The sequence below is a fragment of the Xenorhabdus sp. IM139775 genome (genome assembly GCF_028598745.1).
Classification (GTDB): Bacteria; Pseudomonadota; Gammaproteobacteria; order Enterobacterales; family Enterobacteriaceae; genus Xenorhabdus.
The window spans coordinates 1-19,025 of sequence record NZ_JAQRFK010000006.1; the positions used below are offsets into that span (position 1 = coordinate 1).

Below are 19,025 nucleotides of genomic sequence, written 5' to 3' on the forward strand. Positions count from 1 at the left end.
GGCGATTTATGGCATTACGACCGGCAGGCAATGGTCAGTGGGAATATCAAAATGGATGCTATCGTTTTAAGTGTGGTGGATAGAGTGAAACATTTAAATTTGAAAACGCCTTATTCTCCGCGTTGCGAGGAATAAGGCAGTGCCTGACCATTTCAATCCTGTGACTTATATCCCGCACAAGTCTCCCGCACAACCAACGCCAATTCACACAGGGTTGGGTGAGTGAATAACGCCGCCAGCGGAACTGGCATACCTTGCGCATACATCCGGGACAGCAGTTGTATCGCGACCAGTGAATGACCCCCCAGCTTGAAGAAATTATCATGGCGACTGACCTGTTCAGTTTTCAGCAACGCCTGCCAGATCTCAGCCAGTGCGATTTCCACGTCGCCGATAGGGGCTTCATCGCCGAGTGTCGCCACAGCAGACGGGGCAGAGACAGGTAGTGCCGGGTGTTCGGGGGTGCCCGTGACGTTACCCGACAACTGCCGAAACTCGGCGGCGGGCAGAATGGGGAGGTTCTCGATTGGCTGGTGGGGCGCGGTGTTCAATGCGTCAACCAGTTCCGTCAGGGCGTTGATCATACCCGTGTTCAGGCGGGCGGGATCAATGCCGGCCACGGTTTGGGCTGCTAATCGGAAGCCTTTACCCCGGTCATCCACCGCCAAGTAAAGGGGATAGTGAGTCCTCTCTTGTGCCGTTAGCAGGCGTATGCCTTCCCATGTGTTGCGGGTTGAACCCGGTCGGCTGTGGCGATAGTTGAGCAGGGCGTTGAAGAGTGGCAGGGGCGGAGTGACACCGCTACAGCGTTGAGCCAATGCCAGTGGGGCTTGCTCATGTTCCAGAAGCCGGGTCAGACTGCGGTAGGTAGTTTGCACGGTTTCTTGTACGCTGTTTCCCGCCAGCCGTATCCTGACCGGAAGGGTATTGATAAACAGCCCCAAGATCTGATCAAGGCCTATCCCGCCCTGCATACGTCCCAGTAAGACGGTGCCGAAAACCACATCATTCCTTGCACTTGCTTTTGCCAACTCGACGTTTGCCAATACTAATGCCCACGCAACATGGAACAGCACGCCGGGGCTGACTCCCTGACGGCGTGCCTGCGTGCGGATCGCCTTGGACAAGGCAGCACTCAGGGGCTGTACGGCTTCTGTCACGGTTTTCTCTCCACGGTTGATCGCCAGTATCCCGAAAGGCGCAGTCGGTGTGTCCACATCGGCGAGGATCTCACGGAAATAGGCTTCATGGGTTGACATGGGCACCCGCAAGGATTGGGTAATAAACTGACGGTAAGGCAGTACCGGAAGAGGCGGCGGGGATCGGTGTTTGGGACGCGGGTGCAGTCGCTGGTTGATTTCCGCCATGATAACGTCCAGCGACATGTGGTCATTGAGCATATGGTGGCAGCACAAGGCCAACAACCATTCTCCCCGCTGTGGATCATGGGCGATATCGGCGGATAACAGTGGTGCCTGACTCACATCAAGGCGGCGCTGGCCGGGATCAGTATGCGCCTGTAATTGAGACGGAATGTCCTTGTCGCTGTCCGGCATATTGTCCGGTATAAACGTGTCGATGCGCAGGGGTGCCTGACGGCAGACAACTTGTACCGGTTGTTTCAATCCCTGCCAGCAGACGGCGGTACGCCAAATATCATGGCGGTCAATCAGTTGCTGCAAAGCCGCCAGAAAGATATCGAGACGTTCACGGGTATCGAAAGCCAGTAAAATGTGTAACAGATAAATATCCCCTTCGGTCTGCAACAGGTGGTGAAACAGCATGCCTTCCTGTAATGGCGCGAGGGGATAAATATCTTGGATATTGGCAGCCCCGCCGGGGATCGTTGCCGCGACGGTATCAATCTCATGTTGGGTTAAGGAAACTAACGGCAACATGTCCGGCGTGATGGTGGTACAACCCTCCGGGATAAGATTAGGCGGCACCGTGAATGGGGTCGCGTTGTCCTGAACTGACCACACGGCTTTCGCCATTTCAGCCAGCACGGGAGCGGAAAATACCGTGCGGATATCAAGGCCATGACCCTGATTACGCAGCCGTTCAATCAGATTGACCACCATCAGGGAATGACCGCCCAGCTCAAAGAAATGGTCATAACGGCTGACCTTTTCTAATCCTAATAATGCCTGCCAAATCTCGGCCAGTGCGATTTCCACCGCGCCGGTGGGGGCGGCATAAGCGCGGGTCACGATCGCCGACTGATCCGGCATCGGCAGGGCTTTACGGTCGAGTTTGCCATTGGGTGCCAGCGGGAAAGCGTCGAGGATCACAAAGGCGCTGGGCAGCATAAAATCAGCAAGGTGTTGCGCAAGTTGTTTGCGCAGTTCCATCGGCACCAGTTTCACATTGGGTTCAGCGAGCAGATAGGCCACCAGCCGTTTTTCAGCCGGCATGTTTTCTTGGCTAGACCGTTTTTGGCTAGACCGTTTTTGGGAAGACAGTTTTTGGGGAGCCAGTTCACGGGCAAGCACGATGGCTTCACGCACGCCGTGGCATTGTCCCAGCTTGGCTTCAATTTCCCCCGGTTCAATGCGGTAACCGCGGATTTTGACCTGAAAATCATTGCGGCCGAGGTACTCGATATTGCCGTCAGGCCGCCAGCGCCCCAAATCACCGGTTTTATACATACGGGCATTGGGCTGATCGCTGAAGGGATCGGTGACAAATTTCTCTGCCGTCAGTGCCGGTTGGTTCGAATAACCACGGGCGACCCCCATGCCACCGATATAAATTTCCCCACTCACGCCGATGGGCACGGGCTGACCGAAGGTATCCAAAATATAGATGCGGGTATTGGATAACGGGCGGCCAATAGGAATGTTGTCGGTAATGTTGTCGATAATCGTTGACGCTGTTTTGTTATCTATCCGCATGGTCGTGGCGGTGACGGTCACTTCGGTGGGGCCATAGGCGTTGAACCAACGGCAGGATTGTGTCTCCGGGCGCGATAGCCAGTCCATTAAGTAGCGGTATTCCACTTTATCACCACCCACAATCACCGTGTGCAGATAAGGACTGAAACCCCCGCGTCCGGCGACGATCTCCTGCACCCAGTGGTGCCAGAAGGCGGTTGGTATATTGAGGATAGTGACTTTTTGTTCACGCAAGAAATCGACAAACGTGCGATCCGGTATTTTGATGTGGGACGGGCGCAGCACCAGCGTCGCACCTGATGCCAGCGTGGGGAAAATATCCGATACCGAAATATCAAACGCCACGGTGACAAATTGCAGAATACGGTCGCCCAATCGGGGCTGACTGATCTGACAGTGGGCATGGATCAGGCTCGCGACATTGTGATGTTCCAGCATGACGCCTTTTGGGTGTCCGGTGGAGCCGGAAGTGTAGATGATATAGGCCAAATGATGGGGCTGTAGCCCTATTTGCTTGCTGTCCGGGTTATGTTCCGGCTGTTTTGCCATCCTGCCTTGCTGCGTTTCATCGTCCAGCAGCCAGACAGGGATGCCTTGCTGCGGCAAATCGATGGGTAAACGTCGCTGTAATCGCTTTTGGGTCAGCAAGGTGACCGGTTGGCTGTCCGATAATTGATAGGCCAACCGTTCGGTGGGGTATTCGGGATCAAGCGGGACATAACCAGCACCGGCTTTTAAGATCCCGAACAGGCCGGTGATCATGTCCAACCCCCGTTCAACATAAATCGCCACCCGATCATCAGGGTGCACGCCAGAAGCAATCAGGCTGTGTGCCAGTTGATTGGCACGGCAGTTCAGCTCGTGATAACTCAGTGATTGCCCCTCAAAGACCACGGCGGTTGCGTCCGGCGTGCGCTGGACTTGTGCTTCAAGCTGTTGATGAATGTACTGTTGATGAATAAACCGGTGATGAGTCAGCGCATTTGGCGGGAAATCAACCTGAGCGGTGTTGAAATCGACCAGTAACTGCCGGCGCTCCGAAACGGATAACATCGGCAGGTGGGCAATGGCCTGTGTTTCGTCGGCCGCCATCGCGGTCAGCACGTTGGTGAGATAACCGACCATGCGCTCAACGGTCGCACGGTCGAACAGATCCGAGGCATATTCCAGATAACCCCCGAGTCCATCCCGGCTTTCATTCAATGACGTTTCATTCAGTGACGTTTCATTCAGTGATAGCGTCAGGTCAAAGTGTGCGCTGCGGTGTGGCTGTTCCAGCAACGAAACGGACAAACCGGGTAATTCGAAGGTTTGGGCGGGCGTATTGTTCAGCGCCAGCATGACCTGAAAGATCGGGCTGTAACTCAGGCTGCGTTCAGGTTGCAGCGTTTCCACCAACTGTTCAAAAGGCAGGTCTTGATGTGCATAGGCTGCCAGCGCCCGTTCACGGACGTGAGCGAGCAGTTCCGCCACGGTGGGGCAATGCGCCAGTTCGACACGCAATGGCAGGGTATTGACGAAAAGTCCGATTAACCCTTCCAGTTCACTGCGCTGGCGGTTAGCGACGGGGGTGCCGATGACGATATCATCCTGACCGCTCAGGCGGGCAAGCACGATCCCCCAGCCGGCCAGCAGGGTCATAAATAACGTGGTGCCCTGACGCAAGCCGAGCGCCCTGAGTGCGGACAATAAGTCAGCATTCAGATGAACGGGTACGTGGTTGCCGGTATAACGTTGTTCGGGTGGACGTGGCCGATCGGTGGGGAGATCCAGCCGTGCCGGTGCGCCTTGCAGTTGCTGTTGCCAGAAATTCTGTTGCGCGGTGAGCATGTCACCCCGCAGCCACTCGCGTTGCCAGACGGCATAGTCGGCATATTGAATCGGCAAGGGTGGCAGCGGATCAGCCTGTCCTTCGAGCGCAGCACGGTAAAGTACCCCCAGTTCGCGGATTAAGACCCCCGCCGACCAGCCGTCGCTGATCATATGGTGCTGGGTGAGGATCAACACATGTTCTCCGGCCGCCAGTTGCAGCAATTGACCCCGGATCAGTAATTCGTGGGCGAAATCGAACGGGGTTCGGGCTTCGCGTTCCGTGAGTTCGTCAATACGGTTCAGGCGGGCGGTGTTGTCTAATCCGCGCAGATCCTGATAAGTCAGCTTAAATCCGCTCTCTGCGGCAGCGATGTGCTGGTAAGGCTGTTCATCCGCCAGCACAAAACGGGTTCGCAGGCTTTCATGCCGCGCGACAAGGCGATCAAGGGCCGCCGCAAATGCGCAATGGTCAAGTTGTCCGCACAGGTGCAGGCGTGCCGGAATATGATAGGCCAGACTGGCGGCGGGATTGAGCCGGGCGAGGAACCACAGGCGTTGCTGGGCGAAAGCGAGCGGCAACGGTTGGCGGCGATCGGCGGCAGGGATCAGCGTTTGCGTTGCTATTGTTGGCGTTACCGCTGTTTGTGTAACCATGAAAGTGTCGGTGAGCACGGCAGCCAGATCCGTGAGGACGGGATGGGCAAAAAGTTGCGGCAAGGTGAGTTCCAGTGCCAGCTTCTGGCGTACCCGTGCGGTGAGCTGAACCGCGAGCAGGGAATGGCCGCCGAGTTCAAAGAAATGATCATGGCGACCGACCTTTTCTATTTTCAGCAGGGTTTGCCAGATCTTGGCCAGTGCCTCTTCAGTGTGACCGACGGGGGCTTCATAGCCGCGTGTCGCAATGGCAGACTGATCCGGTGCGGGCAATGCCTGACGGTCGAGTTTACCGTTAGGCGTCAGCGGGAAGGCATCGAGCGTGACAAAGGCACTGGGCAGCATATAGTCGGCAAGGTGTTGCGCGAGCTGCCGGCGCAGTTCGGCTGGCTCCAGTTCAATCCCCGCCCGGGGCAGCAGGTAGGCAACCAATTGTTTCTGCCCTGAACCGTTTTCACACGCCAGCACCACGGCTTCGCGTACCCCGTGGCATTGGACTAATTGAGCCTCGATTTCCCCCGGTTCGATACGAAACCCGCGGATTTTGACCTGAAAATCGTTGCGACCGAGATATTCGATATTGCCGTCAGGCCGCCAACGCCCCAGATCGCCGGTTTTGTACATGCGGGCGTGCTGTATGTCGGAGAACGGATCGGGCAGGAAGCGTTCTGCCGTCAGTTCCGGGCGGTTCAGGTAACCGCGGGCGACACCCGCTCCGGCGATATGAATTTCTCCCGCAACGCCGAACGGGACTGGCTGACCATTGGTGTTGAGGAGATAGATTTGGGTATTGGCAATCGGGCGGCCAATATGGGCGGCAAAACCCGTTGGCCGGTTCATGCGTACCCAAGTTGAATATGTTGTCGTCTCCGAGGGGCCGTACAAGTTGCATACGTCCTGTACCGCCGTTCGCGTGAATAACTGTGCAACGAGATGGGGTTTCAGTGCCTCACCGGCCAGATTGATTGTTCTGGTTGTTGCAGGGATCGCAGTCGCAGGGATCACATCAGTGTCGAGCAAATGAGCGATAGCCGATGGCACGGTATTGATCAGACTGATGGCTGTCTTTTGGGTGTCCGGCTGTTGGGTCACTAATGAAAGCGCATCAGGAACAAGATGTACGGTGCCACCTGAAATGAGCGGGGCAAAACATTCGTACACGGCCAGATCAAAATTCAGCGAGGTTGTGAACAGGGTGTGGGCGAATTCCTCAGGATGGAACGTTTGCCGCGCCCAAGTGAGGAAATTCACGGTATTGCGGTGTTCGATCGCAACCCCTTTGGGCAGGCCGGTAGAACCAGAGGTGTAGATCACATAGGCCAGATGGCGTGATGTCAGCCCCTGTGCCTGCGGATCAGGATTATCGGGCGGCATGTCATCAAGCAACGGCACGGGGTTATCGAGTAACACGGTGTCGAGTAATACTGTTTCGAATGGTACTGTTTCGGATGGTATCGTGGGCACCGGACAGGCTAGCTGGCCGGCCAACGTTGTCTGGGTAAGCAGTATCCTTGGTGTCGCATCTTCCAGCATATACGCCAGCCGTTCGGCGGGATAAGCCGGATCGAGCGGCACATAGGCTCCCCCCGCTTTCAAGATGGCCAATAAACCGACCACCATCGCCAGAGTGCGTTCGACACAAATGGCCACCCGATCGTCCGGGCGCACACCAAGCCCAATCAGGTGATGCGCCAGACGATTGGCGCGGCGGTTCAGTGCATCGTAGCTGAGGGATTGATCCGCAAAGGTGACGGCAATGGCGTCGGGACTGCGTTGCACCTGTGCTTCGAACAGTTGATGGATTAACGCATCTTGCGGGAAGTCAGTCTGGGTGGCGTTGAAATCAACCAGCAATTGCCGGCGCTCTGTCGGGGGCAGAATGGGGATGTGCATGATCGGCTTTTGAGACTCAGTGTCCAATGCTTCCACCAGACCGGTCAGGGCGGTGGTCACATAGGCGAGCAGGCGGGTCGGATCGATACCTGAAACCGCTTGGGCAACCAAATTGAATCCTTCACCCAAATCATCCACGGATAAGGTGAGCGGATAATGGGTTCGCTCCTGTACCGCCAGCAGGCGGATACCTTCCCACGCGATATGGATTGCCCCCGGTTGACTATGACGATAATTGAGTAGCGCGCTGAATAGCGGCAAGGACGGTGCCACACCGCTACAGCGCTGTGCCAGTGCCAGGGGAGCCTGCTCATGCTCCAGCAACGCCATCAGGCTGCGGTAAGCGGCTTGCACGGTCGCTTGTGCGCTGTTTCCTGCCAGCCGGATCCGCACGGGCAGGGTATTAATAAACAGCCCCAGCATCCGGTTGATGTCGGCGTTCCCCTGCATTCGTCCCAGCAAGACTGTGCCGAAAACCACATCATCCCGTCCACTGGTCTGTGCCAGTACCTGTGCCCATGCGACATGAAACAGCACACTGGGGCTGACTCCCTGACGGCGGGCTTGTATGCGGATCGCCTTGGCCAGCACCGGGTCAATGGCTTGAGTGTCCTCCCTGACCAGTCTGTCCCCGCTGAGAATATCCAGTATGCCGAAGGGGGCAGTCGGTTCATTAATCCCGGCGAGCACTTCACGGAAGTAAGTCTCGTGCCCTGAATCTTTCACATGAAGGAATTGGGCGACAAAGTTGCGGTAAGGTAAGGCCGCAGGCCATTTCCCGCAGCCTGAGTTTTCAGCATGATCGTGCAGGCGTTGGTTGATTTCAGCCATGATAAATTCCAGCGTCATGTGGTCACTGACCAGATGGTGGAAGCTCAGCGCCAGCAACCACTCATCCTGTTGCGGATCATGGGCAATATCGGCTGAGAAAAGCGGAGCCTGACTCACATCAAGGCGGCGATGGTGCGGATCGGTATGCGCCAGCAATTGAGAAGGGACGTCTTGCTCACTGTCCGGTAAAAACGTGTTAATGCACAGGACGGCCCGGCGCCAGACAACCTGTACCGGCTTTGCCAAGCCCTGCCAGCAGGCGGCGGTGCGCAAAATATCATGGCGGTCAATGACCTGTTGCAGGGCAACCAGAAAGGTATCAAGGCGTTCACGGGTGTCGAAGGCAAACACGTTGCGTAACAGATAAGTGTCACCTTGTGCCTGTAGCAGGTAATGGAACAGAATGCCTTCCTGAAGGGGGGCGAGCGGATAGATATCCTGAATATTGGCGGTGCCACCGGGGGTCGCGGCAGCGATGGCAGCAATTTCGGGTTGGGACAGGGAGAGCAACGTCAACATATCAGGTGTGATGGCGGTACAGCCATCAGGGATAAGATTGGGTGGGACGGCAAACGTCGCCATCATATTGTCCTGAACTGCCCGCATCGCTTTCGCCATCTCGTTCAGCACGGGGGTGGTGAACACCGTATGAATATCCAGCAACCAACCCAGACTGTACAGCCGCTCGCTCAGGCTGACCGCCATCAGTGAATGTCCGCCAAGCTCGAAAAAGTGGTCATGGCGGCCGATATTGTCCAATCTCAGCAAGGTTTGCCAAATCCCGGCCAATACCGTTTCTGCTTCATTCACCGGCGCTTGATAGCCGCGTGTTGCGATTGCCGCCTGATCCGGCTCCGGCAGCGCCTGCCGGTCGAGTTTGCCATTGGGGGTTCGCGGGAAAGTATCGAGCGTCACAAAGGCGCTGGGGATCATATACTCGGCAAGTTGCTGCATCAGTTGCTGGCGCAGTTCCGCCGGTGCCAATTCTGCATCGGGTTCGGCGAGCAGGTAAGCGATCAGGCGTTTCTGATCGGCAATATCCCCGCGGGCAATCACAACCGCTTCGCGCACCCCGTGGCACTGGGTAAGGCGGGCTTCGATTTCCCCCAGTTCAATGCGGAAGCCGCGCAGCTTGATTTGAAAATCGTTGCGGCCGAGGTATTCAAGATTGCCGTCAGGCCGCCAGCGCGCCAGATCGCCGGTTTTGTACATGCGGGAGCCGGCGACCGTCGAGAAAGGATCGGGCAGAAAGCGTTCCGCCGTCAGTGCTGGGCGGTTAAGGTAGCCACGGGTGACACCCACACCGCCGATATAGATCTCGCCTTTGACACCGATCGGGACGGGCTGGGCATGGGCATCAAGCAGATAAATTTGGCTATTGGCGATGGGGCGGCCAATCGGCGGCGCATTTTTTTCCTGACTGTCACAGGAATAAAGGGTCGCGCAGATGGTGATTTCCGTCGGCCCGTAGCCATTGATCATCTGCCGCCCTTGCGCCCAGCGTTTGACCAGCGTTGACGAACACGTCTCGCTGCCGACGATCAATGTTTGCAACGTGTCGGGTATGTCATCCATTGCTGCCAAGGCCGTGGGGGACAAGAAAGTGTGGGTAATGGCATGGTTTTTTAAGTAACCGGACAGGGCGGCACCGGGCAGGATATTGGCACGTTTGGCAAGATAGAGACTGGCTCCTGCCAAGAGTGCCATGCAGCATTCCCAGATATAAACATCAAAACTGTTTGAGACAAACTGCAAGACGCGGCTGTCCGGGGTAAGGGACAATGTGTCTTGCTGAGTGGTAATCAGGTTACACAGGCTGTGATGTTCGACCATCACCCCTTTGGGTTGTCCGGTGGAACCGGAGGTATAAATGACATAAGCCAGATGGTGTGAGGTCAGCCCCAGCGCTTGGGTATCCGGATTTTCTTCCGGCCTTGCAGCCAAAGCATCGCGTTGTTGGGCATCCAGCACGATGATGGGGATCGGTAAGTCATGGAGTGACAGGTTATTGCCCAGCATGTCAACCATCGCCGCCTGAGTAATCAGTACCACTGATGCTGAATCATGGAACATATATGCCAGCCGTTCGGCCGGATAAGTCGGATCGAGAGGCATATAGGCCCCGCCTGCCTTGAGGATGCCCCATAAACCGACCACCAGATCCAGACTGCGTTCGACGCAAATCGCCACCCGATCGTCCGGCCGCACGCCCAGCGCAATCAGATAATGCGCGAGGCGATTAGCGCGGCGGTTCAGCTCGCCATAACTCAGGCAGTGATCGTCAAAGACCACCGCAATGGTATTCGGGTGCTGTTGTACCTGCTCCTCGAACAGTTGATGAATCAAGGTATTTTGTGGGAAATCGACCTGCGTGGCGTTGAAATCCACCAAGACTTGTTGGCGCTCTGCCTCTGGCAAGATGGGCAAATCGGCGATTGGCGTCTCCGGTGCGGTGACGGCGGCGTCAAGCAAGACGGCAAGGCGGGACTGGAGGGTCATGACCTCTGTGGTACCCAGGGTGTCAGTAGAAAAATTAAACTCAATCGTGACGGGGGGGCGATTATCGTCAAGACAGGCGGTGTCTGTGTACTGCTTGATAACAACCGACAAGGGATAGGGGAAGCCATGATACAGGTCAACGTGTTCGATACCGGTATCTTCTCCTTCCATGTGCAGGTGAGCGGTAAACGGTTCGAGTGATAAGGTGATGTCAAATAATTGCGTCCGTCCCGTTGTCTGCTGGATGTGGGTCTGTCGGTTGATCTCTGCAATGGGTAAACGTTGGTGCTTATAACAACGCCGCAATTCTGCTGCGGCTTTGTGCATGACCTCAAGGAAGGTGTCCTCTGGTGAGATTGCCACACCAATCGGAATAACGGAGGCGAACATCCCCATGGTGTTTTTTTGTCGGGCATTTTTGCGGTTGTGCACGGGGATGCCAATGACAATCTCATCTGCCTCCGTGATCCGTGTGAAATAGCCGGCCAGAACAGCATACATAAAATGCAGGACGGATAACCCTTGTTGGGTAACGGTCGTTTCAATACGTTGAAAAAGCGCCTTGTCCATTTGCCAAAAAATAGGCTTGGCGTGCTGCGCCCGGTTTGCTGTTTTTTTAGCATCAGCAGGCACAAGCAGGGGTTGTGGCAGGTTTTTATAGCGTTCTTGCCAAAATTGCACATCGTGTGAGTGGCGTGGGGACATAAAATAAGTCTGGTCATCCCCAATAAAATCCAGATAAGAGTGCGCCGCTTCATTTGGGGTTTCTTGCCTTATCGGGTGATTTTTTATCAGATTGTTTTTTATCAGATTGTTTTTTATCAGGTCATTATAGGTATCAATAACATCGTCAAGGAGCATGAACAAACTAATCCCATCCATGATCAAATGATGACAGCAAAATTGCCAGTATCGGCGTGTCTTGCTTACCCGCAGTATCTCGGATCGCCACAACTCACCATTCAGCCTGAAGGGGCGCATGAATTCGGCATCAATATGTTGTCTGGCTTGGGTTTCTGCGTCTGAATGCGACGAAAAATCGCGGAAGGTCACGGGGACAGGGCGCGTATCATCAACCTGTTGGCGGGGTAATGCGTGGGTGTCGATAAGCTGCAAACGCAATGTATCGCGACGGGAAACAATCGTTTTAAAGGCATTAACGAACAACGTTTCATTCAATTCCCCGACGATGCAGGCAAAAAGGCCAATATTATATTTGGGCGAATCGGCATGGATAACCTGATCGAGCCAGATAACTTGCTGAGGCGAACTTAGTGGGTGTGTCATATTCATTCTCCCTGTGTAGCTGTGCGCTGGTAAAAAATGAACTGATGGATTGTTAAAAATTAGAGTTTTAAACTAAAAACTATTCTCATTAAGAGTAATTTTGGATAAATTAGCCAAAAAATAATGTAGTGTCGATGCTTTTTGTTGTCCGTACCGGCATGGTGAGAGTCGGCACCGTGGCGCATGAGCGCTAGTGATATGATTATCAAAGAAAACGGTTGGATTGGGGGGAGATGAAGGGGATATCACGGACTAAACAACCCCAGCCAAAGCATGGGGTTGTTTCTTCTACAGGGTCTTGATGGTCTTGCTTATGCGTTTTCTTGCTGAGTTGACTGAATGGCAGTCAGTGCAACGGTATAAACAATATCATCCACCAGTGCGCCACGGGACAGGTCGTTAACCGGCTTGCGCATACCTTGCAGCATTGGCCCGATGGAAACCAGATCCGCTGAACGCTGTACCGCTTTGTAAGTGGTGTTACCGGTGTTCAGATCAGGGAAGATAAACACGGTTGCCTGACCGGCAACCGGTGAATTTGGTGCCTTGGATTTCGCCACATCGGCCATGATAGCCGCGTCGTACTGCAATGGGCCGTCGATGATCAGGTCCGGGCGTTTTTCTTGTGCCAAACGGGTTGCCTCACGCACTTTTTCAACATCGCTGCCTGCACCAGAATTACCGGTGGAGTAAGAGATCATTGCAACGCGAGGTTCGATACCAAACGCTTTCGCAGAATCTGCCGATTGGATGGCGATTTCAGACAGTTGTTCTGCGGTTGGATCGGGGTTGATTGCACAGTCACCGTAAACCAGCACTTGCTCTGGCAGCAACATAAAGAAGACAGAAGAAACCAGTGAGCTGTTTGGTGCCGTTTTAATTAACTGCAATGGCGGACGAATGGTGTTGGCCGTGGTGTGAACCGCACCGGAAACCAGCCCGTCAACTTCGTTTTGCTCCAGCATCAGGGTGCCCAGAACCACGTTGTCTTCCAGTTGTTCGCGGGCAACCACTTCGGTCATGCCTTTGTTCTTGCGCAGTTCAACCAGACGCGGAACATAGCGTTCACGGACTGCCGCCGGATCCACTATTTCAATCCCGGCACCCAACTCAACGCCCTGCGCCGCAGCGACACGGCGGATTTCTTCGGGATCACCCAACAGGATACATTCGGCAATGCCACGTTCAGCACAGATAGCGGCTGCTTTGACGGTACGCGGTTCGTCGCCTTCCGGCAGAACGATACGCTTGCCGGCCTGACGCGCCAGTTCGGTCAACTGATAGCGGAATGCCGGCGGAGACAGGAGATTTGGGCGTTCTGATGCGGCTGCCAGAGAATCGATCCACGCGCTGCTGATGTGTTGTGCCACGTAGTTTTGAACTTTTTCGATACGCTCGTGGTCATCAGCCGGAACTTCCAGACTGAAACTTTGCAGGTTCAGGGAAGTCTGCCATGTGTTGGTTTTCACCGTGAACACTGGCAGGCCGGTGTTGAATGCACGTTCACACAGCTCACGGATAGAATCATCAATGGAGTAACCCCCGGTCAGCAGGACGGCACCAATTTCAATGCCATTCATGGCGGCCAGACAAGCCGTGATCAGGACATCAGGACGGTCAGCGGAAGTCACCAGCAGGGAACCCGGACGGAAGTACTCCAGCATGTTAGGAATGCTGCGGGCACAGAACGTCACGGACTTGATGCGGCGGCTTTCGACAGCGCCTTCATTGATGATGTCCGCTTTCAGGTGCTTGGCCATATCAATCGCACGGGTCGCGATCAGGTCGAAGCTCCACGGAATACAGCCGAGAATAGGCAGCGGGCTGTTTTTGGCGATGGCGTTGGGATCAATGTGCGCAATCGTTGCTTTCGTGGATTCATCAAAGATTTCAGACAAATCCGGGCGGGTGCGGCCCTGATCATCAACCGGGGCATTCAGTTTATTGACAATGACACCGATAATGTTTTGGTTCTTGCTGCCGCCGTATTCAGCACGGGTCAGTTCAATGCTCTCTTTCAGTTGCTCCGGTGTGTTGGTTCCCTGTGCCGTCACAAACACGATCTCAGCGTTCAGTGTCTTGGCGATTTCATAGTTCAGGGATTGGGCAAACGGATGTTTGCGCGTCGGCACCAGACCTTCAATCAGCACCACTTCTGCATCTTTGGCGTTTTCGTGGTAACGCGCCACGATCTCTTCCATTAAGACGTCTTTTTTATTGGTGGTCAGCCATGATTCCACATGCGCCATATCCAGCGGTTCAGCCGCATGGATGCTGGAGTGTGAACGGATAATGGCAGTGGTTTGATCCTGAGAACCCGTGTGACGGGGTTGTGCGATAGGTTTGAAAACGCTCAGGCGAACGCCTTTTTGCTCCATGGAGCGAATAACACCCAGACTGACACTGGTTAAACCAACGCTGGTGCCAGTAGGAATTAACATAATTGTACGGGACACGGAAACCTCTTTATGTTACTCATGAATAGAGAACCGCCAGCGATGCCGGCGGTTCTGAAAATCATGACTGCTGATGTTATGCAGTCAGGCGTGCTGAATCCTGAGCAATGACCAATTCTTCATTGGTTGGGATAACCAGGGCAGGACGGCCGTTATCGGTCGTGATAACACCTGATTTGCCGAAGCGAGCGGCAAGGTTACGCTCGTGATCATATTCGAAGCCCAGCAGGGCCACTTTCTTCATGGTCAGTTCACGCACCAGCGCGGAGTTTTCACCGATGCCGCCGGTGAAGATAATCGCGTCCAGACGGCCTTCCATCAGTGCACTGTATGCGCCGATGTATTTCGCCAGGCGGTGGCAGTAAACATCCATGGCACGTTTAGCATCAGCTTTGGTTGCGTAGTTGTCTTCGACATAACGGCAGTCGCTGGTCACTTCGGTCAGGCCCTGGAAGCCGGACTCTTTGGTCAGCAGGGTGTTGATCTGGGCGACGCTCATGCCCATTGCATCGTGCAGGTGGAATACGATAGCGGGATCGATGTCACCACTGCGGGTTCCCATCACCAGACCTTCCAGTGGCGTCAGGCCCATGGAAGTATCAACACACTGACCGTTAACAATGGCAGACACAGAGCCACCGTTGCCCAAATGGCAGGTGATGACATTCAGCTCTTCAACCGGTTTGTTCAGCATCTTGGCGGCTTCACGGGAAACGTAGAAATGGCTGGTGCCGTGTGCGCCGTAACGGCGGATGCCATGCTCTTTATACAGGTTGTAAGGCAGTGCGTACAGGTACGCTTCTTCAGGCATCGTCTGGTGGAAGGCAGTGTCAAATACGGCAATATTCTTCTCAAGCAGATGAGGGAAGGCTTTTTTCGCTTCTGCAATACCGATCAGGTGAGCTGGGTTGTGCAGTGGTGCGAATGGAATCGCGGCTTCAATGCCTTCGATAACTTCATCGGTGATCACCACGGAAGAAGTGAACTTCTCACCACCATGCACAATACGGTGACCGATGGCTGAAATTTGGGCAGAAAGTTCTGGTTTTTCAGCCAAAATAGTATTAACAATGAAGTTCAGTGCTTCGCTGTGTGCTGCGCCGGCACCTAAAGCAGCTTCGTTTTTCGCGCCATCCATTTTCCATTTAAGACGAGCTTCAGGCAGGTTAAAGCACTCTGCTAAACCCGAAAGATATTCTTCACCATTGGTAGGATCGATGATAGCGAATTTCAGGGAGGAACTACCGCAATTAAGAACCAGTACCAGCTTACTTGACATGGAAATACCTATTATCTTGTTGTGATCTAATCTTTAAAAAGAACAGTGTTAAAAAATAAAAATAATTTGTTAACAAACCGCGCCTAATTGTTGCGAAAAAGGTCAAAATTCCTGTTTTGTTACTGCAACAACATAAAAGTCTGTGTAGGATACCGTTTGCCAGCAATAAAGACAAAATATACTTAATAGTATTAATACTACAAAAAAGATTTTATCTTTTGTATGGATTTTTTAAAAACTATATCTTTAATTGATTGAGGTCATGATGAACACGACACCGCCTGTCAGCCAGGGTTGGTTTAAGCGAATGCAATTAGGACAGCAATATTTGAAAACCTGGCCACTGGAAAAGCAGCTTGCCCCGGTTTTTCCTGAAAATCGTGTGATTAAGGCGACGCGTTTTGGTATTCGGTTTATGCCGCCATTGGCCATTTTTACGTTGACATGGCAAATTGCCCTCGGTGGTCAATTGGGGCCTTCCGTGGCGACAGCGCTGTTTGCCTGTAGTTTGCCGTTACAGGGGGTGTGGTGGCTGGGAAAACGAGCGGCAACCCCGTTACCGGAAAGATTGCTGAACTGGTTTTATGAAATTCGGGAAAAATTTACTCAGGCAGGCATTGCCATGTCCCCGGTGGAAAACGCCCCGACTTACTTCTCACTGGCTGAATTGCTTAAACGGGCATTTAAGCAATTGGATAACTCTTTTCTTGATGATATTTAATCCCTTCTAATCAATAATGAATATTATAGAAATGTATCTTTCATTGAGATGATTAACGTAACGCATAACCGCGTTTAAAGGAGTCGGGTTTGGTTCTGAGATGCAGAGGTTTTTTATTCGATTTGGATGGCACGCTGATCGATTCATTGCCTGCGGTTGAACGAGCATGGGCGCAGTTTGCCGACAAAATGGGGATCGACAGGGATGAAGTGTTGAACTATGTTCATGGCACGCCGGCGATATTATCACTGCGGCATTTTATGCCAGATGCCGGTGAAGAAGAGATCACCCGCACATTCAAATGGATTGAAAAAATTGAAACAGAAGATACGCGGGGCATTGCGGCGTTGCCCGGCGCTATCGCCCTGATTGATAAGTTGAATGCGCTGGATATTCCGTGGGCGATTGTGACATCGGGGACGGTGCCTCTTGCGTCGGCACGGCATAAAGTGGCGGAGTTACCGGAACCGGCTCACTGGGTGACGGCAGAGTCGGTCACCAATGGCAAGCCGAATCCTGAGCCTTATTTGCTGGGCGCAAAAAAACTCGGACTCTTGCCAGGGGAGTGCGTGGTTTTTGAAGATGCTGCGGCGGGAATTCATGCCGGACTGGATGCGGGCTGTCAGGTTGTTGTTGTCCACGATTCGCCGGACACTCCGCGCCGTGATGAAATCCATTTGACGATTAACAATCTGGAAGATATCGAGATTGTTAAATCGGGCGGTTATGTCTCGATTTATTCCCAATAGATTTCGTTTTGGCCGGTTCCTTGATCCCAATGAGGGATTTTCCCTGAGAAAAGTGCTCTACTTAACTTGTTGACGTTTAATTGAAAGATATCGTTGATAGGGGCTCAGATTGAGTAGCGAATTGTTGTGGGTATTGACCCTGCTATTGATAGCCATCGTGCTTTTCACCACCAATAAAGTCAGAATGGATGTGGTGGCTTTATTGGTGATCATCGCATTTGTCTTGAGTGACACACTGACGCTAAGTGAAGCGACTGTCGGTTTTAGTGATCCCAATGTGTTGTTGATTGCTGCCCTGTTTGTCATCGGCGAGGGGCTGGTGAGAACCGGGGTGGCCTATCAGATGGGAGATTGGTTGGTTCGTGTCGCGGGTAACAGTGAAACCAAAATGTTGGCCTGGCTGATGTTATCAGTTGCCGGATTGGGCGCGTTCATGAGTTCGACCGGGGTCGTCGCCATCTTTATTCCGGTTGTCTTGAGCGTGGCGACCAGAATGAAAACCTCGCCGGGGCGACTGATGATGCCATTGGGGTTTGCCGGTTTGATCAGTGGCATGATGACCTTGGTGGCAACGCCGCCCAATATGGTCGTCAATAGTGAGCTGGTGCGAGAAGGCCTGCGGGGGTTTGGTTTCTTCTCCATTACGCCGATTGGCCTGTTAGTGTTGGTGGCTGGCGTGGTTTACATGCTGGTTGCCCGTCGTTGGCTGGGCGGGAAAAACCGCCAGACAGCGGACGAGCGTTATCAGCGGACATTCCGTGATTTGATACGTGACTATAAATTGTCTGGCCGTGCCCGCCGTTTTTCTATCCGCCCGGATTCGCCTTTGGTTGGGCACACATTGGATGAACTGGGGCTGCGCGCCCGTTATGGTGCCAATGTCATCGGCATTGAACGCTGGCGCAAATTCCGGCGGGTCATGATCGCTGCCACGGGGGATAGGGAATTGAAGGTGAAGGATGCCTTGCTGGTGGATATGTCGGACAGTGATGTTGATTTGCGCGAGTTTTGCCGCGATCAACAACTGGAACCGATGGTATTGCGGGGGGAATATTTTTCTGCGCAATCCCGTGATGTTGGTATGGCGGAGGTTTCCGTGCTCCCGGAATCCCAACTATTGGGACAATCATTGCGTGGGATGAAATTTCGCACACGTTATGGTCTTAATGTCGTGGGCATCCGGCGCGGGGGAAAAGCGTTGGAAGGGAAATTAGTGGATGAGCCTTTGCTGCTGGGGGACACGTTGCTGGTGATTGGCGATTGGAAACTGATCCGCGCATTAAAAACAAAAACCCCTGATTTTATTGTCCTGAACCTGCCTATTGAAGAGGAAAACGCCGCCCCTGCGGCTTCACAGGCTCCTCATGCTTTATTCTGCCTTGCCCTGATGGTTGCCATGATGCTGACCAATGAAATCCCGAACTTTGTTGCTGCATTAATTGCCTGCTTGCTGATGGGGAAATTCCGCTGTATTGATATGGAAAGTGCTTATCGTGCGATTCACTGGCCGAGCATTATCTTGATTGTCGGCATGATGCCTTTTGCACTGGCATTGCAGAAAACCGGCGGCATCGACCTGATTGTCCGTGGATTGATGGATATTGCCGGTAATCAGGGGCCACGGGTGATGCTGGTGTGCCTGTTTGTGCTTTGTGCCGTGATCGGCTTGTTTATTTCCAACACGGCGACGGCGGTGTTAATGGCACCGATTGCGATTGCTGCGGCAAATGAGATGGCGGTTTCTCCTTTACCCTTTGCGATGGTGATTGGCGTGGCGGCTTCAGCCGCCTTTATGACACCGGTTTCATCTCCCGTGAATACCTTGGTACTGGGGCCTGGCGGGTATCGATTTGCTGATTTCCTGAAACTCGGTGTGCCTTTTACGTTGATTGTGATGGGAATCAGCGTCGCGATTATCCCGATACTGTTCCCATTCTAATGTCTCAGCCT

Annotated in this window: 6 protein-coding genes; 3 read left to right on the forward strand and 3 right to left on the reverse strand. The window is 53.6% G+C overall.

Going from position 1 to position 19,025, the window contains the following annotated elements; all coding sequences use genetic code 11:
- Nucleotides 1-152 precede the first annotated feature (152 nt).
- The 3 genes from PSI17_RS02205 to ackA form a co-directional block, all read right to left on the reverse strand.
- Entirely contained in the window at nt 153-11,870 is an 11,718-nt protein-coding gene (locus PSI17_RS02205; protein ID WP_273550390.1) for a non-ribosomal peptide synthetase, read from the reverse strand.
- A gap of 311 nt (nt 11,871-12,181) precedes the next feature.
- Nucleotides 12,182-14,326 (reverse strand): phosphate acetyltransferase, encoded by a 2,145-nt coding sequence (gene pta / locus PSI17_RS02210; RefSeq protein WP_273550391.1) that lies wholly within the window; start codon nt 14,324-14,326, stop codon nt 12,182-12,184.
- A 76-nt stretch (nt 14,327-14,402) separates the two neighbouring features.
- Complete coding sequence (gene ackA, locus PSI17_RS02215) at nt 14,403-15,605, reverse strand: acetate kinase (RefSeq protein ID WP_273550392.1); 1,203 nt, start codon at nt 15,603-15,605, stop codon at nt 14,403-14,405.
- A 265-nt stretch (nt 15,606-15,870) separates the two neighbouring features.
- Here ackA and yfbV point away from each other — a divergent pair, with 265 nt between their 5' ends.
- The 3 genes from yfbV to PSI17_RS02230 all read left to right on the forward strand — a co-directional run bounded on the left by yfbV (nt 15,871) and on the right by PSI17_RS02230 (nt 19,014).
- Nucleotides 15,871-16,326, forward strand: a complete 456-nt coding sequence (gene yfbV, locus PSI17_RS02220) for a terminus macrodomain insulation protein YfbV (RefSeq protein WP_273550393.1) — start codon at nt 15,871-15,873, stop codon at nt 16,324-16,326.
- 89 nt (nt 16,327-16,415) lie between these two features.
- The gene (locus PSI17_RS02225) at nt 16,416-17,075 is read left to right on the forward strand and encodes a sugar phosphatase (RefSeq protein WP_273550394.1); all 660 of its coding nucleotides are present in this window, start codon (nt 16,416-16,418) and stop codon (nt 17,073-17,075) included.
- A gap of 109 nt (nt 17,076-17,184) precedes the next feature.
- A complete protein-coding gene (locus PSI17_RS02230) occupies nt 17,185-19,014 on the forward strand; it encodes an SLC13 family permease (protein ID WP_273550395.1) in 1,830 nt (609 codons plus the stop codon).
- Nucleotides 19,015-19,025 lie beyond the last annotated feature (11 nt).

Excerpts from the sequence above, each read along its gene's own strand:
- PSI17_RS02205 (WP_273550390.1), bottom strand. The coding sequence starts at position 11,870 with ATGACACACCCACTAAGTTCGCCTCAGCAAGTTATCTGGCTCGATCAG.
- ackA (WP_273550392.1), bottom strand. The coding sequence starts at position 15,605 with ATGTCAAGTAAGCTGGTACTGGTTCTTAATTGCGGTAGTTCCTCCCTG.
- yfbV (WP_273550393.1), top strand. The coding sequence starts at position 15,871 with ATGAACACGACACCGCCTGTCAGCCAGGGTTGGTTTAAGCGAATGCAA.